At 44.7% G+C, this 21,889-nt stretch carries 16 protein-coding genes and 1 tRNA gene; 12 read left to right on the top strand and 5 right to left on the bottom strand.

Annotated features, from left to right (window positions below; genetic code table 11):
- Positions 1–197 precede the first annotated feature (197 nt).
- Complete coding sequence (gene fcrX / locus ACQEXT_RS12900; RefSeq protein WP_138971777.1) at positions 198–644, top strand: ferric iron uptake transcriptional regulator FcrX; 447 nt, start codon at positions 198–200, stop codon at positions 642–644.
- Between the two features lie 104 nt (positions 645–748).
- Here fcrX and glnS read toward each other — a convergent pair whose 3' ends face one another.
- A complete protein-coding gene (glnS, locus tag ACQEXT_RS12895; RefSeq protein ID WP_426952387.1) occupies positions 749–2,419 on the bottom strand; it encodes a glutamine--tRNA ligase in 1,671 nt (556 codons plus the stop codon).
- Positions 2,420–2,685: 266 nt separating this feature from the next.
- Complete coding sequence (gene nagE / locus ACQEXT_RS12890) at positions 2,686–4,260, bottom strand: N-acetylglucosamine-specific PTS transporter subunit IIBC (RefSeq protein ID WP_426952385.1); 1,575 nt, start codon at positions 4,258–4,260, stop codon at positions 2,686–2,688.
- 481 nt (positions 4,261–4,741) lie between these two features.
- Here nagE and nagA point away from each other — a divergent pair, with 481 nt between their 5' ends.
- The 5 genes from nagA to ACQEXT_RS12865 all read left to right on the top strand — a co-directional run bounded on the left by nagA (position 4,742) and on the right by ACQEXT_RS12865 (position 12,330).
- Positions 4,742–5,878, top strand: a complete 1,137-nt coding sequence (nagA, locus tag ACQEXT_RS12885) for an N-acetylglucosamine-6-phosphate deacetylase (protein ID WP_426952383.1) — start codon at positions 4,742–4,744, stop codon at positions 5,876–5,878.
- 2 nt (positions 5,879–5,880) lie between these two features.
- The gene (gene nagC / locus ACQEXT_RS12880) at positions 5,881–7,095 is read left to right on the top strand and encodes a DNA-binding transcriptional regulator NagC (protein ID WP_138971774.1); all 1,215 of its coding nucleotides are present in this window, start codon (positions 5,881–5,883) and stop codon (positions 7,093–7,095) included.
- A gap of 86 nt (positions 7,096–7,181) precedes the next feature.
- Positions 7,182–8,771: a cation:proton antiporter gene (locus ACQEXT_RS12875; RefSeq protein WP_426952380.1), complete on the top strand. Its 1,590-nt coding sequence runs from the start codon at positions 7,182–7,184 to the stop codon at positions 8,769–8,771.
- 208 nt (positions 8,772–8,979) lie between these two features.
- Positions 8,980–10,644 carry an asparagine synthase B gene (asnB, locus tag ACQEXT_RS12870; RefSeq protein ID WP_269378188.1) on the top strand — a complete coding sequence of 555 codons (1,665 nt, stop codon included), beginning with the start codon at positions 8,980–8,982 and terminating at the stop codon, positions 10,642–10,644.
- Positions 10,645–10,938: 294 nt separating this feature from the next.
- A complete protein-coding gene (locus ACQEXT_RS12865) occupies positions 10,939–12,330 on the top strand; it encodes a peptide MFS transporter (protein ID WP_426952378.1) in 1,392 nt (463 codons plus the stop codon).
- Between the two features lie 76 nt (positions 12,331–12,406).
- On the opposite strand, the gene ACQEXT_RS12860 is transcribed toward ACQEXT_RS12865, so the two are convergent.
- Positions 12,407–15,058, bottom strand: coding sequence for a beta-N-acetylhexosaminidase (locus tag ACQEXT_RS12860; RefSeq protein ID WP_426952376.1), 2,652 nt, complete (start codon positions 15,056–15,058; stop codon positions 12,407–12,409).
- 401 nt (positions 15,059–15,459) lie between these two features.
- Between ACQEXT_RS12860 and ACQEXT_RS12855 the strand changes: the two genes are divergently transcribed.
- Positions 15,460–16,326: a TraB/GumN family protein gene (locus ACQEXT_RS12855; RefSeq protein ID WP_426952375.1), complete on the top strand. Its 867-nt coding sequence runs from the start codon at positions 15,460–15,462 to the stop codon at positions 16,324–16,326.
- A 452-nt stretch (positions 16,327–16,778) separates the two neighbouring features.
- Here ACQEXT_RS12855 and ACQEXT_RS12850 read toward each other — a convergent pair.
- Positions 16,779–16,855 (bottom strand) — tRNA-Pro (locus tag ACQEXT_RS12850).
- A gap of 264 nt (positions 16,856–17,119) precedes the next feature.
- Here ACQEXT_RS12850 and ACQEXT_RS12845 point away from each other — a divergent pair.
- The 3 genes from ACQEXT_RS12845 to rluF all read left to right on the top strand — a co-directional run bounded on the left by ACQEXT_RS12845 (position 17,120) and on the right by rluF (position 19,122).
- Positions 17,120–17,260: a DUF3149 domain-containing protein gene (locus ACQEXT_RS12845; protein WP_011078358.1), complete on the top strand. Its 141-nt coding sequence runs from the start codon at positions 17,120–17,122 to the stop codon at positions 17,258–17,260.
- A 159-nt stretch (positions 17,261–17,419) separates the two neighbouring features.
- Positions 17,420–18,001 carry a DNA endonuclease SmrA gene (gene smrA, locus ACQEXT_RS12840; RefSeq protein ID WP_138971768.1) on the top strand — a complete coding sequence of 194 codons (582 nt, stop codon included), beginning with the start codon at positions 17,420–17,422 and terminating at the stop codon, positions 17,999–18,001.
- Positions 18,002–18,096: 95 nt separating this feature from the next.
- The gene (gene rluF, locus ACQEXT_RS12835) at positions 18,097–19,122 is read left to right on the top strand and encodes a 23S rRNA pseudouridine(2604) synthase RluF (RefSeq protein WP_331417699.1); all 1,026 of its coding nucleotides are present in this window, start codon (positions 18,097–18,099) and stop codon (positions 19,120–19,122) included.
- A 139-nt stretch (positions 19,123–19,261) separates the two neighbouring features.
- On the opposite strand, the gene upp is transcribed toward rluF, so the two are convergent.
- Positions 19,262–19,888, bottom strand: a complete 627-nt coding sequence (upp, locus tag ACQEXT_RS12830) for a uracil phosphoribosyltransferase (protein ID WP_426952372.1) — start codon at positions 19,886–19,888, stop codon at positions 19,262–19,264.
- A gap of 176 nt (positions 19,889–20,064) precedes the next feature.
- On the opposite strand from upp, the gene purM reads away from it, so the two are divergent.
- A complete protein-coding gene (gene purM, locus ACQEXT_RS12825) occupies positions 20,065–21,105 on the top strand; it encodes a phosphoribosylformylglycinamidine cyclo-ligase (RefSeq protein ID WP_331417700.1) in 1,041 nt (346 codons plus the stop codon).
- A gap of 24 nt (positions 21,106–21,129) precedes the next feature.
- Positions 21,130–21,771, top strand: coding sequence for a phosphoribosylglycinamide formyltransferase (purN, locus tag ACQEXT_RS12820; RefSeq protein ID WP_331417701.1), 642 nt, complete (start codon positions 21,130–21,132; stop codon positions 21,769–21,771).
- Positions 21,772–21,889 lie beyond the last annotated feature (118 nt).

Here is a 21,889-nt window from a genome sequence, read left to right as displayed (position 1 = left end):
TTCCCTAACTGTGTCTAATTGCGAATTGTTAACTGATTGTAACTGGTCGGATGTCCTTTATCAGTGACTTTGCACTAGTTTATAGAAAAATACTAGTAACCCCTTGAAGTTCGTGGTTTATTGTTGATGTCTACTACCCTATAATGATAGGAATATTGAATTCTGTTAATTACTGCAGATCATCAACAGGAAAGTATATGTCAGACAATAACCAAGCGCTCAAGGATGCTGGTCTAAAGGTAACCCTTCCTAGACTTAAGATTTTAGAAGTCCTACAGCAGCCAGACTGCCAACATATTAGCGCTGAAGATTTATATAAGAAGCTGATTGATCTAGGGGAAGAGATCGGTCTAGCTACCGTTTACCGCGTATTAAACCAATTTGATGATGCAGGTATCGTAACTCGCCACCACTTCGAAGGTGGTAAATCTGTGTTTGAACTGTCTACACAGCACCATCATGACCACTTAGTGTGTCTTGATTGCGGTGAGGTTATCGAATTTTCGGACGACGTAATTGAAGAGCGTCAGAAGGAAATTGCTGCCAAATACAACGTGACGCTAACCAACCACAGCCTATACTTGTACGGTAAGTGCAGTGATGGTACGTGCAAAGGCAATCCAGACGCGCACAAAGCTAAATAATAAAAAAGCACCCTAGGGTGCTTTTTTAACAAGCATAGTGCTCATCTCTGAAGCGAAAAAAATGCCAGTCTCAAGACTGGCATTTGTGGTCACTTTGGTTGTGATTACTGAGCTTCGATCTTCGCCCAAGTATCACGCAAACCAACGGTGCGGTTAAAGACCAACGCATCGGCTTTAGAGTCTTTAGCATCGGCGCAGAAGTAACCCATACGCTCAAACTGGTAACCTTTCTCGCCCTCTGCATCCGCTAGGCTAGGCTCAACAAAGCCGTTTAGTTTTACCAATGAGTCTGGGTTAATTGTCTCAGCGAAGTTATCTGCTGCTGCTGGGTTTGGCACGGTAAATAGACGATCATACAGACGAATTTCAGCTGATAGGCCTTTATCTGCTGATACCCAGTGAATAACACCTTTCACTTTACGACCATCCGCAGGGTTCTTACCTAGCGTTTCATTGTCGTAGCTACAGAAGATAGTTGTGATGTTACCTTCTGAATCTTTCTCTACGCGTTCCGCTTTGATCACGTAAGCACCGCGCAAACGAACTTCTTTACCAAGAACTAGACGCTTGTACTTTTTGTTACCTTCTTCACGGAAGTCTTCACGTTCGATCCAAAGTTCACGAGTAAATGGCACTTCACGCTCGCCCATTTCAGGTTTGTTTGGATGGTTCGCGACAGTCAGTGACTCAATGTTACCTTCTTCAAAGTTTTCAATAACAATCTTAACAGGATCTAGCACCGCCATCGCGCGTGGTGCGTTCTCATTCAGATCATCACGAATACAAGACTCTAGTGAGCCCATTTCGATCATGTTTTCTTGCTTAGTTACACCGATACGTTTACAGAACTCACGGATTGAAGCAGGCGTGAAGCCACGACGACGTAGACCTGAGATTGTCGGCATACGCGGGTCATCCCAACCATCAACCAGTTTTTCTGTGACTAGTTGGTTCAGCTTACGCTTAGACATTACTGTGTATTCAAGATTCAGACGGCTGAACTCGTACTGACGAGGTTGGCAATCAATAGTGATGTTCTCAAGAACCCAGTCATACAGACGGCGGTTGTCTTGGAACTCTAACGTACAGATTGAGTGTGTAATGCCTTCTAACGCATCAGAAATACAGTGCGTGAAATCGTACATTGGGTAAATGCACCATTTATTGCCTGTTTGGTGATGTTCAGCAAAACGAACACGGTAAAGCACAGGATCGCGCAGTACGATGAAAGAAGACGCTAGGTCAATCTTAGCTCGTAGACACGCCTTACCTTCCTCGAAACCGCCGTCTCGCATCTTTTCAAATAGCGCTAAGTTTTCTTCAGGAGTACGGTCACGGTACGGGCTTGGCTTACCTGGCTGAGTAAGTGTGCCACGGTACTCTCGGATCTGCTCAGGACTTAGCTCTTCAACGTACGCTAAGCCTTTGTTAATTAATTCCACTGCGTAGCCGTAAAGCTTGTCGAAATAGTCTGATGAATAACATACTTCACCATCCCACTCGAAGCCTAACCAGCTCACATCATTCTTAATTGACTCAACGTATTCAACGTCTTCTTTTTCTGGGTTTGTATCATCAAAACGAAGGTTACATTTACCCTGATAGTCCTGAGCAATACCGAAGTTCAAGCAAATTGACTTAGCGTGACCGATATGCAGATAGCCATTTGGCTCTGGCGGGAAACGAGTATGCACGCTTGTGTGTGTACCATCCGCTAAATCTTTATCGATGATCTGGCGAATGAAATTCGATGGACGAGCTTCAGCTTCACTCATCTATAGCACCTCAATTGTTGTAGTATTGTCAGAGAAATTGATCTTCGAACAGGCGTGAGCATGTTCAAAGCATATAACGACTAATGATCCACAATTCTTAATCAATACACAACTACAACCGAAGCTTTATTCGCAAATAATCCCTGTTTTATATTGATAACAGTCAAAAGCTGGTTAGCTTTTCAGCGAATCCGTTTTGTTTAGCTTCAAACGCAAGAAAGCCTCCCAAAGGAGGCTTTCGTCACTTACCAATTAACCAGAGGTTATTATGGAAGTTTTACATCAGATAGGTCTTCGTTAGCACCGATTGCTTTCATTTCGCCAGCAACGATTTCAGCTAGAGGACCAAGGATAACTTGAAGGTTGTTCTCACCTAGTTTCACAACACCCTTAGCACCAAGCTTCTTAAGTACAACTTCGTCAGCTACAGAGCGGTCTTTTAGAGTAAGACGTAGACGAGTGATACAAGCGTCAATTGAAGTTAGGTTGTCATGACCACCTAGAGCTTTCAGGTACTGACGTGCTAGGTCGCCGTTTTTAGCATCGCCTGCTGGAGCAGCTGACGCTTCTTCGTCGTCATCTTCACGACCTGGAGATTTCAGGTTGAATGCGCGGATAGCGAACGTGAAAGTGAAGAAGTATAGAGCACCGAAGCCTAGACCGATTAGCAGTAGAGTGAACGGTTTAGTTGCTAGACCCCAGTTCAGTACGAAGTCGATTAGACCAGCAGAGAAACCAAAGCCGTGTAGCGTACCAAACATGTTAGCAACAACTAGAGATAGACCAGTGAATACAGCGTGCATTGCGTATAGAGCTGGAGCTAGGAACACGAACATGAATTCTAGCGGCTCTGTGATACCAGTTAGGAATGAACAGAAACCTACTGAGAATAGTGCACCACCAACTTGGCTACGTTTTTCAGCTGGAGCTGCGAAGTACATAGCTAGAGCCGCACCTGGTAGACCGAACATCATTACAGGGAAGAAGCCGTTCATGAATACGCCAGCAGCTTTATCGCCACCGAAGTAACGGTGTAGGTCACCAGATTTAACTGTTTCAGTTACTTCTTTAACAGTTGCAGTGATTTCTGGAGTTACAGCGTTAGCAAATTCAAATGTGTGAGTTTGACCAGCAACAAGAGTCTTAGCTAGAGCTGGGTCAACACAAAGCTGTTGTAGTGCAGGTAGAGCCTGACCAGCAGCTTGAGCACCAGTAACTAGAACTTCTTGACACGTACCCATACCGAACCAGAAGTATGAGTTAAGAACGTGGTGAAGACCTACAGGGATTAGCGCACGGTTAAGAGTACCGTAAACGAACTGACCAATTGCGCCAGAAGTCGAAACTGCGTGTGCAAGAGCGTCAAGACCACTTTGAATGCTTGGCCATACAACACCTGCGATTGCACCTGCAACTAGAGCGAATAGACCTGCCATGATAGGGACTAGACGTTTACCAGAGAAGAATGCCAACCACTCAGGAAGACGGGTTGCATGGAAAGCGTTGTATGAGTGACCCGCAATAATACCGCCGATGATACCACCGAAGAATGACATGTTGATGTCAGCATTAATTGTTGTTGCTGTTGCTGTTAGCACGAAGTATGCAACGGCACCAGCTAGGCCAGCAGCGCCTTGACCATCTTTAGATAGACCAATTGCGATACCAAGACCAAATAGAAGTGGTAATTGACTGAAGATTGCTCCACCCGCTTGCGCCATGAATGGAATATCTAGTAGGTCGCCTTGACCTAAACGTAGTAAGAGCGCCGCAACTGGAAGCGTTGCGATAGGAAGCATAAGAGCTTTACCTAACTTTTGCGCATATCCAAGAATATTCACCTTAAGTTCCCCCTATAGGATTTTGTTTTTGGCTGAGCCACTTTTTTTAGTCGCTCAATTTAGTCCTGCTCAGTTTATGACATTAATTTTGCTCCGCAAATTAAAACCTCATCATTTGTGATCATAATCACCAGAAACAGCCAATATCCAAGGTTTTTGCTAGCGAGATCATAAAACTTATTTTACAATCCAAAAAAATAGCATTCATTACCCGATATTCGCGGTATTCTTACATTATAGATAAGAGCTACGATTACTGTTATATAAGGCACCGCCTACATTTATCGAGCCAATATGACACGTATGTTCCACCAGCATCGACCACGGTGACTGACGTGATTTAGAAGACCCAATTGTCCGTTTGCTAAAGATATTTTGCGATCTAATTGAAGCGTACGAATAAAGTGCCACCTTGTGACGAGAAGGGCTCAATTAGTCACCTAAAAGTATTAAGAATCTAACCTATAAGGATTAGCTAACTATGTATGCGCTAACTAACTGTAAAATCTATACTGGCAGCGATGTGCTCGTTGACCATGCTGTCATCATTAACAACGATGTTATTGATTCAGTATGCCCTGTATCTGAACTTCCTCAAGGTATCGAAACTCGCGACCTAAATGGTGCTAATGTCAGCCCAGGCTTTATTGATCTACAGTTAAACGGCTGCGGCGGTGTGATGCTCAATGACGAAATCACTGCTGAAACAATGCAAATCATGCATCAAGCTAACCTAAAGTCAGGCTGTACAAGCTTCCTCCCGACTCTTATCACCTCTTCTGACGAAGATATGCGTCAAGCGGTTGCAGCAGCGCGTGAATACCACACAAAATACCAAAACCAGTCTCTAGGTCTTCATCTTGAAGGACCGTACCTTAACGTCATGAAGAAAGGGATTCATAGCGTCGACTACATTCGCCCTTCAGATAACAATATGATTGACTTCATGTGTGACAACGCAGATGTCATTGCAAAAGTCACGTTAGCACCGGAACACAACGACTTGGCTCATATCGAGCGCCTTAAACAAGCAGGTATTGTTGTGTCTATCGGTCATACCAATGCGACGTATGCTGAAGCACGACGTGGGTTTGAGGCTGGTATTACCTTTGCAACACACCTATTCAACGCGATGACACCTATGGTTGGTCGTGAACCAGGTGTCGTCGGTGCCATTTACGACACACCAGATGTCTATGCAGGTATCATTGCTGATGGGTTCCATGTCGACTATGCAAACATTCGAATCGCTCACAAAATTAAGGGCGAAAAATTAGTATTAGTGACCGATGCCACAGCTCCTGCAGGCGCTGACATGGATTACTTTATTTTTGTTGGTAAGAAAGTATATTACCGAGATGGTAAGTGTGTTGATGAAAATGGCACACTAGGCGGCTCAGCACTCACTATGATTGAAGCAGTACAAAATACTGTTGAGCACGTCGGTATCGCTCTGGACGAAGCACTGCGTATGGCTACTCTGTATCCTGCAAAAGCAATCGGTATGGCAGACAAACTTGGCCTTGTCAAAAAAGGTATGATTGCCAACCTGACTGTTTTTGACCGTGACTTCAACGTCCAAGCGACGGTTGTTAACGGACAATACGAGCAAAATTAAGAATGAATGGCGGACAAATAGGTAACGTAGATTTAGTAAAACAACTAAATAGTGCAGCAGTTTATAGACTGATTGACCAGCAGGGCCCTATTTCTAGGATCCAAGTTGCAGACGTCAGTCAACTGGCTCCTGCCAGTGTTACAAAAATCACCCGCCAACTCCTCGAGCGCGGCCTAATCAAAGAGGTCGCGCAACAAGCTTCTACCGGTGGACGTCGCGCGATATCACTCACAACAGAAGTAGAGCCATTTCACTCTGTCGCGATTCGTCTAGGGCGAGATTACATTCAGTTCAGCCTTTATGATTTAGGTGCCAAAGAGCTTGCTTCAGACTACAACGAATTCTTCTACACCACCGAGGAAGAGTTGGTTGAAGGTTTGCTGTCTCACTTAAAGACTTTTATTCAAACCCATCAAACAAGCATCAATCAATTGATCGCTATTGGCGTCATTCTACCGGGTCTGGTGAATCCAGAAACCGGTGTTGTTGAATACATGCCAAACATCACTATTGATAACCTTGCACTATCGGATGTGATTGAAAAGACTTTCCATGTCCAATGTTTTGTCGGCAACGACGTGCGTGGTATGGCATTGGCAGAACATTACTTTGGTGCGAGTAAAGATTGTCAGGATTCAATCTTAGTCAGTGTTCACCGAGGAACCGGTGCAGGTATCATCGTTAATGGTCAGGTATTCCTTGGCTATAATCGCAACGTAGGTGAGATTGGTCACATCCAGATCGACCCACTGGGCGAGCAATGCCAATGTGGTAATTTTGGCTGTCTTGAAACGGTTGCAGCTAACCCTGCCATCGTTGAGCGCGTAAACAAGCTGATTAAACAAGGCTATGAGTCCAGTCTGACTGCGCTTGAAACTATCCGTATATCTGATGTCTGCGAACACGCCAACCTAGGTGATGAGTTAGCAAAACAGAGTCTGGTTCGCGTGGGTAATCAACTTGGTAAAGCAATTGCAATTACCATTAACTTATTCAACCCACAAAAAGTCGTTATCGCGGGTGATATCACTCAGTGTGAAGAGATCGTCTTCCCAGCCATCCGCCGTAATGTCGAAAATCAATCTTTGACCACATTCCATAGCGGATTACCGATTGTAGCCTCTCAAATCGACAAGAAACCGACCTTAGGTGCGTTTGCTATGGTTAAGCGTGCCATGTTAAATGGCGTTTTGTTACAAAAATTGTTAGAAGATTAATCTTCTGCACCAGTAAGCAACTAATTGAGTTAGAATAACGGGCTACGAATATGTAGCCCGTTTTTTTAGGACGAAATCGCAACTATATGGAACTCATTTTAATTTCAGCCGCTTTCCTAGCTGGCTTTATTGCGCTCAAATGTAACCTACCTCCACTGGTCGGTTTTTTGTTAGCAGGCTTTGCTTTACATGCATTTGGCTATCAATCTAATGAAACCATCATCACTTTGGCCGATTTAGGAGTCACGCTACTTCTGTTTACCATTGGCTTAAAGCTCGATATCAAAACCCTACTCTCCAAAGAAATATGGGCAGGGGCAACGGTTCATAACCTACTCTCTACTGCCCTCTTCAGCGTTGTTCTGTTCTGCTTTAAGTTTCTTGGCGTAAGTTCATTAGCAGCAATGTCAATGGACCAACTGCTGCTACTTGGCTTTGCGCTCTCTTTCTCAAGTACCGTATTTGCAGTGAAATCGCTGCAAGAGAAAGGGGAAATGAACGCGACCTACGGTACCATCGCCATTGGTATCTTAGTCATGCAGGATATTTTTGCTGTTGTCTTCTTAACTGCATCAACGGGTAAACTCCCCGAGTGGTATGCTATTGGTCTATTCGCGTTACCACTTCTCAGACCTCTGTTTTACAAGATGCTTGACTGGGTAGGCCATGGTGAGATGTTGGTTCTACTTGGAATCTTCTTTGCACTCGTCGCAGGCGCGGGGTTATTCGAGTTGGTTGGAATGAAGCCAGATTTAGGCGCACTGATCCTCGGAATGCTACTTGCTGGGCATAAAAAAGCGTCAGAGCTATCTAAATCGCTTTTCAACCTCAAAGAGCTGTTCTTAGTCTGTTTCTTCCTCAATATTGGCCTGTCAGCTCAACCAACGCTATCAGGCCTTGCGTTGGCGTTACTCTTCTTGATGCTACTGCCTCTCAAGGGCATCCTCTATTTTCTGGTACTTAACGGCTTTAAGTTCCGTGTCCGTACGTCTCTATTGGCATCATTAAGCCTGTTTAACTTCAGTGAATTCGGCCTTATTGTTGGGGGACTGGCGTATAAAATGGGTTGGATGAGCAGTGACATTCTCGTTGCCTTGGCGATATCTGTATCAATTTCATTTGTCTTATCCGCCCCTATCAACCGGCACGGTCATGCATTGTATCAACGCTCTGGTCGTTGGTTGCGCGAGCACGCAGCAGAAACGCTAAACACACGTGACCAGTTAATCAACCCTGGACACGCTCAAGTACTTATCCTCGGCATGGGTCGAATTGGTACAGGTGCTTACGATGAACTGCGTAAACGTTATGGAAAAATCAGTTTAGGTATTGAAGTACGTGAAGACGCTGCACACGTTCATAAAAGCCATGGTCGAAACGTTATTGCAGGCGATGCGACCGACCCGGACTTCTGGGAGCGCATCTTAGACACCGCAAATGTTAAGCTGGTGCTATTAGCTATGCCGCACCACCAAGGTAATCAAATCGCGCTCGAACAGTTAAAGCGCCGTAACTTCCAAGGTCAAATTGCCGCGATTGCAGAGTATCCCGATCAGTTGGACGCACTCATTCAAGATGGTGTCGATGCGGCATTCAATATCTACAATGAGGCAGGCAGCGGTTTTGCCCGCCATGTTTGTGAACAATTACAACCTTCGTTCTCGAAGCATAAATAAAACTAAGGCAGCAATTTCGCTGCCTTTTTTATGCCCAGCGAACAAAAAACGACCTTTAGTGAAAATTATTCACCAAAAACAAACTTTAATTAAACGCCATCTAACACAATGGCTTTTTATTGATTTTTTTTATCATTGAAGGTTGATTTTTTTAATCAGAATGGCAAATTGAACTTAACAGATTAAATAAAATTTAAAGGGAAGTTGTATGTGTTCAATTTTTGGTATTTTAGACATCAAAAGTGATGCAGAAGCGCTACGTCCAGTCGCGTTGGAAATGTCTAAAAAGCTTCGCCATCGTGGCCCAGACTGGTCTGGTATCTACTCATCACCAAAAGCCATTCTTGCGCATGAGCGCCTTGCAATCGTAGGTCTAAACAGTGGTGCGCAACCTCTATACAGTCCAGACAAGAAACACATCCTTGCGGTTAACGGCGAAATCTACAACCACAAAGAGATCCGCGCTCGTTATGAAGGCAAGTACGACTTCCAAACAGACTCAGACTGTGAAGTGATCTTAGCCCTGTACCAAGATATGGGTGCTGATTTACTTGAAGAACTGAACGGTATCTTTGCGTTCGTACTGTACGATGAAGAGAAAGATCAATACCTGATTGGTCGTGACCACATCGGTATCATTCCTCTTTACCAGGGCTACGACGAGCATGGTAACTACTATGTCGCTTCAGAAATGAAAGCATTAGTGCCTGTATGTAAAACCGTGAGTGAATTTCCTCCAGGCAGTTACTACAGCAGCACAGACTCTGAGCCACAACGTTACTACATTCGTGACTGGAATGAGTACGCGGCCGTTCAAGGTAACAGCAGCAGCAAAGAAGAACTAAAAGAAGCGTTGGAAGCCGCGGTTAAACGCCAACTGATGACCGACGTTCCTTACGGTGTTCTACTCTCTGGTGGCCTCGATTCATCAATCACTTCAGCGGTCGCGAAGCGCTTTGCGGCTATGCGTATCGAAGATGATGAGAAATCAGAAGCATGGTGGCCTCAACTACACTCATTTGCGGTTGGCTTAGAAGGCGCACCAGATCTTAAAGCTGCACGTGAAGTGGCTGAAAAAATCGGTACCGTTCACCACGAAATGACTTACACCATCCAAGAAGGTCTAGATGCCATTCGTGACGTGATTTACCATATCGAGACATACGACGTAACGACGATTCGTGCATCGACACCAATGTTCTTGATGGGACGTAAGATCAAAGCGATGGGCATCAAGATGGTGCTATCAGGTGAAGGCGCGGATGAAATCTTTGGTGGCTACCTCTACTTCCACAAAGCACCAAACGCTCAAGAGTTCCACGAAGAGACAGTACGTAAACTGCTTGCACTTAATATGTTTGACTGTGCTCGTGCCAACAAGTCTCTTGCGGCTTGGGGTGTCGAAGGCCGTGTACCTTTCCTAGACAAAGAGTTCATTGATGTCGCAATGCGTCTCAACCCAGCAGACAAGATGTGCGGCAATGGTAAGATGGAAAAACATATCCTGCGTGAGTGTTTCGAACATTACCTACCAGACTCAATCGCATGGCGTCAGAAAGAGCAGTTCTCAGATGGCGTTGGCTACAGCTGGATTGACACACTAAAAGAAGTGGCTGAAGCGAAAATCACAGACCAACAAATGGAAACGGCGTCTTACCGCTTCCCATACAACACACCAACAACTAAAGAAGGCTACGTATACCGTGAGATCTTTGAAGAGTTGTTCCCTCTGCCATCAGCAGCAGAATGTGTTCCTGGCGGTCCATCGGTAGCCTGTTCTTCAGCGAAAGCGATTGAATGGGATGAGTCATTCAAAAATATGGCTGACCCTTCAGGACGTGCGGTTAAGAGCGTACATAACGACGCTTACTAAGCCAGCTGCAACTGATTCAAAGGCACCTATTTAGGTGTCTTTTTTTATTTATCCCCCAGCAAACCATTCACACTCCCCATAAATGTAACAATCTCGAAAACACACCTCAGTTTTGGAAACTAAGTTTGTGGCACGACTATACCCCTTACCCACCAAGAAAATAAACCATTCAATTCAATTAGTTAGAATTAGTTTCGCTAAATTCCAAAGATAGTCGCCATTTGCAGAGAGTAAGTCTAAGGAGTATATGTAGAGACAAATAAAAAACTGTAATAACTCAAATTAGTAAAACTTATGACAAACCAACATCAACAATTTTTTGGACATCCTAAAGGCTTGTTCCTACTTTTTGGTACTGAGCTTTGGGAGCGTTTCTCTTACTACGCGATGCGCGCGATCTTAGTTCTTTATTTGACCGATACTACTATCAACGGTGGATTGGGTTGGTCGACTAAAGATGCCCTCGATCTCTACGGCATCTATACTGGACTTGTCTATATCACACCGATGATAGGTGGCTATCTTGCCGACAACTACTTAGGTCAACGCCGTTCGATTCTGATTGGTGGTGCTTTGATGGCGGTTGGTCAGTTCACACTCGCTCTGCCTGCCGATATGCTTGGGTTGAGCGTCACTCACAGCTTCTATCTTGGCCTTGCGTTGCTGATCCTTGGTAATGGTCTGTTCAAGCCAAACATTTCCACTATGGTTGGTGATCTTTACCAAGAAGGTGATAACCGTCGCGATGGCGCATTTACTATCTTCTACATGGGCATCAACCTAGGTGCTCTGATTGCCGGTGTCGTATCAGGTTCTGTAACCAATGAATTTGGCTGGAAGGCCGGATTTATGGTCGCGGGTCTAGGTATGATCATCAGCTTAATCATGCAAATGACATTAGCTAAGTCTTGGCTGGGTGACATAGGCGTTGTACCTGCGGCAGCTCGTGATCTCGAAAAGAAACAATCGGCGACCAAACAACCGTTAACCAAACAAGAAGTTGATCGCTTAAAAGTCATTCTAGTAATGGGGCTGTTTGTTATCGTTTTCTGGGCGGGCTTTGAACAAGCAGGCGGATTGATGAACATCTACACTCAGCAGTATACCGATCGTATGATTGGCAGTTTTGAAGTTCCAGCGGCTTGGTTCCAGTCACTCAACCCATTCTTCATTATTACTCTCGCCCCGCTACTCGCTGCGCTATGGGTAAAACTGGGGCCAAAAGAACCGAATTCTCCGGTTAAATTTGCGCTAGCGCTTTTCTTCTTGGCACTTGGTTTCCTATGCATGGTTGGCGCTGTAATGGAGCAAGGCGGTGACACTAGCGTTAAGACATCAATGCTGTGGCTGGTAGGTGCGTTCTTCTTCCATACGCTTGGCGAACTTTGCCTATCACCAATTGGTCTGTCACTTGTCACTAAGCTAGCACCTCTTCGTCTTGCATCGCTAATGATGGGTGCGTGGTTCGGCTTCAATGCCATTGCCAACTATGTCGCAGGTTTGATCGGTTCACACGTAGGCGAGCTAGGTGCGCTGCCGATTTTCGGAGGCATCGCTGTGGCAGCAACGATTTCTGGTGTAGTCTTACTTCTGTTCTCAAATACGCTCGTTCGTTGGATGCACGGTGCAGAAACACCAATTAGCAACGCAGAGCAGGTCGAAGAGCAACAAGCTCAAGTAGCGTAACTCGCTTATCTTATTATCTTAATAACAAACGCCCAGCCTTTTTGGCTGGGCGTTTTGCTTATCTGGCAATGCAAAGCTATTTCACACGAGTAACACGACTCGCTTTATCACCCGTTGCTGATACTGAACGAATAAATACTTCCCCTGCTACCATCGGGCGGTCTTGGTCTGAATAAGTCATCCACGTCTCGCCATCAATAGAGTATTGAAGCTCAACGCCTGGAAACTGGACATTCATTGTAAGTTGACCATTTTCCAATTTCGCACCAGGTACAGGTAAACGATAGTCGATACCCGATTTTTCAAGTTTCGCCAGTTCACGTTGGCCAAGTACGTTCGCAAAGCGGTTGTAGTCTTGGTTTAACGCGGCTTTATCGACGAGATTTGTATTCTGAGAGTATTCTACTCCTACTTTGTAGTCATTCTCCCAGTCGGCGCGATGCCATGCGCGTTCCGCTGCCGCGAGGACGCGTGGAAATACCATGTATTCATACTGCTCATCATTACGAACCGTCTCAGACCAAAGCTGTGCCGATAGACCGTAGAATGGCTTCGCTTCAACCTCGCCTTTACCAGTAAAACCATTGCCATCACGATCTAGAGATGTTTCTGCGTTCTGCGGCATATTCTCTGGTGCAAAGCCAAACATCTTGCGAGTGTCCGTAGCACGTGTCGCCCAGTAGTATCCGCGCTCTTTAGGATCTACCTCATATGGCATATCCATATAAACGTAATCTGGGTTTGAAACGATGACGTCGTAGCCCTTCTTAGACCACTCATAAACAGATGATGTACCACCCCAGTAAAGAACGTCCCAGAAATTAACGCGTTTGTTTTGAGTCGCAAACGCCTCTGCGCCTTCACTGTATTTCAAGCCATCTTGCCATGCTTGGAAACTAGGAATGCCCTTCTCTGCAACAATTTTCGATACCTGCTCAGCAAAGTAGCTAGGTAAATGTCCATAATCACTGACCGTGCCATCTTCGATTAATGTCTGACATTGTGGTGAACGAGCAAATGGTTTGTCCTGTTGAGAAAGATCGATCGAACCTTTCCAGCTCACTTTGTCTTGCGCATTCACATCTTGGAATCCAGCGCCCAACTTAATATTTTTTGCTTCATCGCCACCGAAGTGCCATGTTGTTAACGGTGCACCCGCTTCAGCGTGCATCGCTGCAACCTCAGAAATCACTTTGTCGACAAAACGAGTAGACGATTCCATACATGGGTTGATAAAGCTCTGTTTGTTGTAGAACTGTACCGTGGTAACGTTTGAAGTGTCTTGTGGATCCATCAGACGATATTCGTTTGCTAATGCTTCATTCCCTTCTGCCATGAGACGGTCGTAGCGAGCTTCCATAGAAACCACTGCTGCGCGAGCGTGAGCTGGCATATCAATTTCTGGGATCACTTCGATATTACGCGCTTGTGCGTATTTCAAGATTTCCACGTAGTCTGCTTTGCTGAAGTAACCAGAACCGAAGTTGTCCGTTGTTGCGCCAGAGCCTAGCTGAGGCAGTAAACAGCTCTTCTCTTGTTCATCAAAACAACGGTTCGCTCCGATCTCAGTCAGCTCAGGCAGACCCGGGATTTCTATACGCCAACCTTCATCATCAGTGAGGTGAAGATGGAGTTTGTTCATCTTATACGCAGCCATCTGCTCTAAAGTGGCTAGAATCGCCTCTTTTGAGTGGAAGTTACGAGCAACATCCACCATTACGCCTCGATAATCGAAACGTGGAGCATCTTTAATAGACAGTTGTGGTAAATGATCAGGGTTTTGACTGTCTATCAGACCCAAAATAGATTGTACTGCGTAGAATGCACCCGCTTGGTCAAACGCTTTAATCGCAATACCATTGCCGCTAATAACCATTTCATACGCACCAGATTTCGCCATTTCATTCGAAAAGTCCGCAGGAACAAGCGCGACGCTTACTGGTAAAGCTCCGTCGACATCAACACCTAACACTTCCGCGCGCTCTTGAATGGCGGCGAATTGAGCCTGATCAAATGCGCCCTTTGGTAGCGCAATACCCCTTTCAATGCTGACCAAACCTTCAGCCGCTTCTACATGCATAGGTGTTGGTAACAAGGTAGTCGATACGTCTTGAACGTTTAGATCTTTGTTCTTCTCGAAGCGAGACACAGCGTTAGCAAAAACGTTGTTGTCATCCGGTGTTCGTTTTAGGTTATTCCCTTCAAGCCCAGTAACAAACGACGCAACATCTTCCGTATTTAGAGATGCGATCATTTTAGGCTCAGCATTGGGTGCTGCAACGAATGCGCCTGGCATGAAATCCGTTTCGAATAACTGCCAGTATTCGCCGATCAGAGGAAGGACGATAGTTTCCCCAGCAGAAAAACCATCAAATTTATCTGTCGGCTCCAACTTATGTAAGTCGCCTGTCACTCGTGTGATTTTGAACTGTTCATTGTCTACATCGAGAATTAGACGAATGCTGTGGAAATAGATAGCCCACTCTTTTGAGTCGATCGCTTCACCTTGATTCACCAATGTCATATTGACTTGATTACATGATGCCCATTCCGCACCTAAGTCCTGACATGCAAGACCTTCATTCGCACCGTGGTTAGTGAGTACTTGATATTGAACATCAAGATTCTCCGCCAGTGAATTCACCACGCGTTGTTCCGTTGATTGAAATGATGCACAACCAGCCAATGTTACCAATACTGACGCTGCAATCAGATTTTGTTTAAACATCTTACTTACCCCAGAAAAATATCGAGCTCAAAATGACGGCTCTTAATCAAGATGAACTCAACATATCCCTAGTTATTTTGCATCGTGAAATTAATAATTCACAAAAGTGACCAAGCTCAAAATTTAGATTTCATGAGCATTTAAAACGCAATAAAAACAGACATTTAAACTAAACGTCAAAATCGACAGACTTATTTTGACGAGATTACTGAGAGGCAATTCACATTATCTGGGGAAAGCTTACTATGAGAGGTGAATTAAGATCACAATATGCCGTTTCTATCTTAAAATTAACAACAGCGGGAAATATAAAAACGTGAATTAACACGCATTTTTCTCTCGCTAAACTACGTCAAAAAGACGCAATTTAACGATTTTTCCGCATGGTATTAGGAGCTGAAATGAAAATACTGATGGTTCTGAGTTTACTGGTTGCTTCAATTAGCCTTAACGCTGAGCCTTTATACTGGAAAGCTCAAAAAGGCCCATTGACCTATACCATCATTGGTTCAGTACATGTAGGCGATGAAAGCATGTATCCCTTACCCGAGAAAATCTTTAAACAGCTAAAGGCCAGCAAGGGATTAATTGTAGAAACCGATATCCGTCAAACCAGTGGAATTCAGTACCCTCCAATCGATTTAGTGGCGAAGGATGTTTTATCTAAACAGCAGCAAGATGAGCTATTGGGCATTGCGACTCTCCTACAACTTAAAGGCAACGAACTCCTCCTCTCACCACCTTGGGCCGTCGCTCTGGCAATCCAGCTCAAGCAAATAGAGTATCTTGGTTACTCGGCAACCGATGGCGTTGATATACGTTTAGCCAACAAAGCGACGCTATGGAACATACCCGTTATCGGTCTCGAGTCTTTGCAGTTCCAGATTGATCTTCTTACTGGGCAAGACCAAGCCGGTAAAGAGATGCTAATCAGTGCAATCGAGGAGTTTGATCATTCTGAAGATTCTACCCATTGCCTAATAGACAGCTGGAAGGCAGGCGATTTAGATAAGCTTAATGAATTTGCGACACTGGCCGAAATGTCCGAGGAACTCGAGTCTGCATTGTTGACCGATAGAAACTTAGACTGGGCTGAGAAACTATCGAATCCAAACTGGCTTCCTGACAATAAAGGAAACTATGTTGTTGTGGTCGGTACGCTGCACTTACTCGGTGAGCAAAGCGTCCTGCAATTACTCAAAGATAATGGGTTCAAAATATCTCAGTTGTCACAAAGCACCAAAGCTCAATGTGAATTTAAGTACTAATGTGCTTACTCCGCCCTTAAACGGCAAAAGCCGCAGCATTTCTGCTACGGCTTTCTATATGTGGTCGATGAAGAGTCATATTCTAACTTCAGGCGAACCCCACTCGGGTTCCAATCCTTGCTTAGATAGCTTATTTCTATTCACTCTTAAACGACAAAAGCCGTAACATTTCTGCTACGGCTTTCTAAATATGGTCGGTGAAGAGCCATATTCTAACTTCAGGCGAACCCCCACTCGGGTTCCAATCCTTGCTTAGATAGCTTATTTCTATTCACTCTTAAACGACAAAAGCCGTAACATTTCTTCTACGGCTTTCTAAATATGGTCGGTGAAGAGCCATATTCTAACTTCAGGCGAACCCCACTCGGGTTCCAATCCTTGCTTAGATAGCTTATTTCTATTCACTCTTAAACGACAAAAGCCGTAACATTTCTGCTACGGCTTTCTAAATGTGGTCGGTGAAGAGGGATTCGAACCCCCGACCCTCTGGTCCCAAACCAGATGCGCTACCAAGCTGCGCTATTCACCGAGTTGTTTCTTCAGGCTTATGCCCGTCAACGGATGCGTATATTACGGATTCTCAGCACATACGCAAGCCATTTTAGCTAACTTTTTGAAAAATTAAGTTCGTTTGACTAAAACATCATCGACGGGCGACAAAGTGTGAGCAAAAACACATCAAGACAAACAAAATAGCAACCTAATAACAACAATTGATCCAGATCAGTGTTGCATATTTAACCAAGGTTTACCTTAAGCCCTGTCATCTCATTTTGTAGTCAACGGAGGAACTATGGACTTTTGGCTTGATCTCCTATTTGGTAATGCGGTAGGACTATCTTCAATGATTGTTATCTTTGGAGCCTTAGGTTTAATGCTATTCTATGGCGGTTTCATCGTCTACAAAGTGATGAACGACAAATCTCCTCACTAGAATCGCTTAGCCCTATTTCTCGGAATAGATAATTCGCTATGCACCGAAGTAGATACATTGTCTGCTTCGGTTTTTTATTTCCTCGCTACAAAATTTTGACCTCTCCCTTCGTCTGTTGAGTATAATACTGTTATTAATTTCCCATGCTGAGATCTCGTGATGTCTCAAGACGATGAATTCGGTTTGTTTCAACAAATGATGGGGGATGTAAAACCTCTCAAGCAAGATACAACCGAACATAAAAAACACCATCAAGTAACCGATGCTCAACTCGCCAAACGCGAAGCCGCAATTTGGCTGACTGAAGATGATCCTGAATATCTGTCTATTGACCACGCGGAAATGATCAAGCCAGACGACGTCATCGAGTTTAAACGTGATGGTGTCCAAGATGGCGTGTATAAAAAGCTGCGTCTAGCCAAATACCCTATTCAAGCTAGATTAGACTTGCATAAAAGAACACTAGAACAAGCTCGAGATGAAGTGGTTAAGTTCCTAAAACAATGTATGCGTATGGATATCCGTACCGTTGTCATTGTTCACGGCAAAGGGGAACGTTCAAATCCACCAGCTCTAATGAAGAGTTTCGTTGCTCAGTGGCTAAAGCAAATCAAAGAAGTTCAGTGTGTTCATAGTGCCCAACGCTTTCATGGCGGGACTGGCGCAGTTTATGTGCTCCTCAGGAAAAGCGCTGAGAAAAAAATAGAAACTCGTGAACGGCATCAAAAACGTCTGGGTTAACTTGTCGCTCGGTGCTAGAATGCGCGACCTCTCTGTGTTGATATTTTGGTCAGCACATTTTATTAACCGCCGTTGTGAAACGTTAGGAGAACAACATGACACAAGATACTGGCAAACGCCTGAATAAATTCATCAGTGAGACTGGATTCTGTTCACGAAGAGAAGCAGACCGACTGATTGAGCAGGGCCGCGTAACAATTAATGGCCTCGTGCCTGAGATGGGAACTAAGGTTCAATCAGGTGACGACGTTCGTGTTGATGACAAACCGATTTCAGCCACAGTCGACAAACCGATTTATATCGCTCTGAATAAGCCAACGGGTATTACTTGCACCACCGAACGTGATATACCAGGCAACATTGTCGACTTTGTCGGCCATAAAAAACGTATCTTCCCAATTGGTCGTCTCGACAAGCCTTCTGACGGCCTTATCTTCCTGACCAATGATGGTGACATCGTTAACAAGATCCTCCGTGCTGGTAACAACCACGAGAAGGAGTATGTTGTTCGTGTCGATAAGCCCATCAGTGATGACTTCATTAACAAGATGTCTTCCGGCGTCAACATTCTTGATACCGTAACCTTACCTTGTAAAGTTGTAAGAGAGACTAAATACTCATTCCGTATCGTGTTAACTCAGGGTCTCAACCGTCAAATACGTCGTATGTGTGAAGCACTCGGCTACGAAGTGTTTAAACTTCGCCGCGTCCGCATCATGAACATTTCGCTTGATGGTATTCCAAATGGACAATGGCGCTACCTAACCGACGCAGAAGTCTCTGAAATTCTTGCTATGTGTGAAGATTCAAGTGGCACAGAAGAAGCATCTAAGATGGACGCGAAAGGTAAACGCATTCGTCGAGCAACTGACGCGAAACTATTTGACAGCCGTGAAGAGAACCAAGAATCGAAAGCACGTCGCAACCAAAAGCAACGTACCTTTAAAGGTCGCAACGCCGAAGAGTTCCGCCATGCTCCAAACTCTAAGAAAGGTCGCAATAGTGACCAACAAGCAGAATCGAAAGGCAAGCCTGCTAAAAAGACTTTCTACAAACCTACTTCAGAAAAAGCGCAGCGCCCAGCTAAGTCACAAGGCGGCACGTTGAGTTTGAAGAAGTAAGACTTGAGACGATTAGCTAACGAGTAGAATTGCTCACGCAGACACGCTCGTTATCCATAGGGCTCTGCCCTGAATTCTCTAGATTACGACAAAAAAAGAGAGCCTTATGGCTCTCTTTCGCAATCATTACAATCTTCGCTTATTGTGTACCGAAGATCTTGTCACCCGCATCACCAAGACCTGGGACGATGTAGCCTTTGTCATTTAGCTTCTCATCGATTGCCGCAGTGTATAGCTCTACGTCTGGGTGTGCTTTTTCTAAAGCTTCAATACCTTCAGGAGCAGCGACAAGAACAAGAACCTTGATAGCTTTACAACCTTTCTCTTTTAGTAGGTCAATAGTTGCGATCATAGAACCACCAGTTGCTAGCATTGGGTCAACAACAAGAGCGATACGCTCATCCATGTTGGACGCTAGCTTGTTAAAGTACGGTACTGGCTCTAGCGTCTCTTCATCACGGTAGATACCAACAACACTGATACGTGCACTTGGCATATGCTCAAGAACGCCATCCATCATGCCTAGACCTGCACGTAGGATTGGCACTACTGTTACTTTTTTACCTTTGATTTGGTCCACTTCAACTGGACCGTTCCAACCTTCAATGGTTACTTTTTCCGTTTCAAAATCCGCTGTCGCTTCATAAGTTAATAGGCTGCCAACTTCTGTCGCTAGCTCACGAAAGCGCTTAGTGCTGATATCACCTTCTCTCATTAGACCAAGTTTGTGCTTCACAAGAGGGTGTTTTACTTCAACAACTTTCATTTCCATCTCCGGATATCAGGTAAAATTTAAACAAACCTCAGGATTATAAACGATTTCGTTCTCAATTTCTTGTCATAGCGCAAAAGAAAAAACTTGCGCAAACGTTTGCTATATAGGTTTATCCACTGTTAGAATAGCGCCGTTTTCATATCCAACTTAAAACCGAGGACTTCCCTGTGAGTGCTGATAACACATCTCTTAGCTATAAAGACGCTGGCGTAGATATCGATGCAGGCAACGCGCTTGTTGACCGTATTAAAGGTGCTGTAAAACGTACACGTCGCCCAGAAGTAATGGGTGGAATTGGTGGTTTTGGCGCATTGTGTGAACTACCAACTAAATATAAGCAACCAGTTCTAGTATCTGGTACAGATGGTGTGGGTACAAAACTGCGCCTTGCTTTGGATATGAAAAAGCATGACACAATCGGCATCGACCTTGTTGCTATGTGTGTGAACGACCTTATCGTTCAAGGTGCTGAGCCACTATTTTTCCTAGACTACTATGCAACAGGTAAGCTTGACGTCGACACTGCGGCTGACGTTGTCTCAGGTATTGCAGATGGCTGTGTTCAAGCGGGCTGTGCTCTTATTGGTGGCGAAACCGCTGAAATGCCAGGCATGTACGAAGGTGAAGACTACGACGTTGCAGGTTTCTGTGTTGGCGTTGTAGAAAAAGAAGACGTCATTGATGGCACTAAAGTCGCCGCTGGTGATGCCCTTATTGCCGTTGGTTCAAGTGGCCCTCACTCAAACGGTTACTCACTAATCCGTAAGATCCTTGAAGTATCTGGCGCAGACAAAAATGAAGAGCTAGCTGGACGCACAATCGGTGAACACCTATTAGAGCCGACCAAGATTTACATCAAATCAGCACTAAAAATGATTGAGAAACACGACATCCATGCGATTTCTCACATTACAGGTGGTGGTTTCTGGGAAAACATTCCTCGCGTACTACCAGAAGGTACTAAAGCCGTTGTTGATGGTAGCAGTTGGGAATGGCCTGTTATTTTTAAATGGCTACAAGAAAAAGGCAACGTAACCACTCACGAAATGTACCGCACATTTAACTGTGGCGTGGGCCTTATTGTTGCTCTACCTCAAGATCAAGCAAGCGCAGCTGTTGAACTGCTAAAAGCTGAAGGCGAAAACGCTTGGATCATAGGTGAGATTGCCAACGCAGCATCAGGCGAAGAGCAAGTAGAAATTAACTAGTATTCAAGTAGAGTTCAATCAAGTATGAAAAGTATCGTTGTTTTAGTATCAGGAAACGGTTCGAACTTACAAGCAATCATTGACGCTTGTAATACCAGTATTACTGGTGGCCGTGTCACAGCCGTGTTTTCAAACAAGGCCGATGCGTACGCGTTAGAACGTGCGAAAATGGCTGAGGCTGGGGCTCATTTTCTTGATCCAAAAAGCTTCGATACCCGTGATGCTTTCGATCATGAGTTAATGAAGCAAATCGATGAGTACAAACCTGATGTCATCGTACTTGCTGGCTACATGCGAATCCTCAGTGGCGAGTTTGTTCGCCACTACATGGGTCGAATGATCAACATCCACCCTTCACTACTGCCTAAATACCCTGGGTTGAACACTTACCAACGTGCTATTCACGCGGGTGATGAAGAACATGGGACTAGTGTTCATTTTGTCACAGAACAGCTGGATGGCGGTCCTGTGATTCTGCAAGCGAAAGTACCCATCTTCGATGAAGATACCGTAGACACATTGACTGAGCGCGTTCAAACACAAGAACACCGAATCTACCCTATGGTCGTTAAGTGGTTAGTCGAAGAGCGCTTGGTCATGAAAGATGGTAAAGAAGCTTACCTAGACGGTAATCTACTTAGCATTCACGGCTACGCAGAAGAGTAATCTGCTGAACCAAAGTCAAAAAGGCGAGCCAAGTGCTCGTCTTTTTTATTCTCGCGCCTAATATTAATCTTCCATTCATCTTGCCCCTGTTATGGTGCTAACAACCAATGGAGGCACG

This window comes from Vibrio sp. TRT 29B02 (assembly GCF_050113655.1).
Classification (GTDB): domain Bacteria; phylum Pseudomonadota; class Gammaproteobacteria; order Enterobacterales; family Vibrionaceae; genus Vibrio.
The sequence above is the reverse complement of the archived record's forward strand: the minus strand, read 5'-3'. Positions and strand labels throughout refer to the sequence as shown.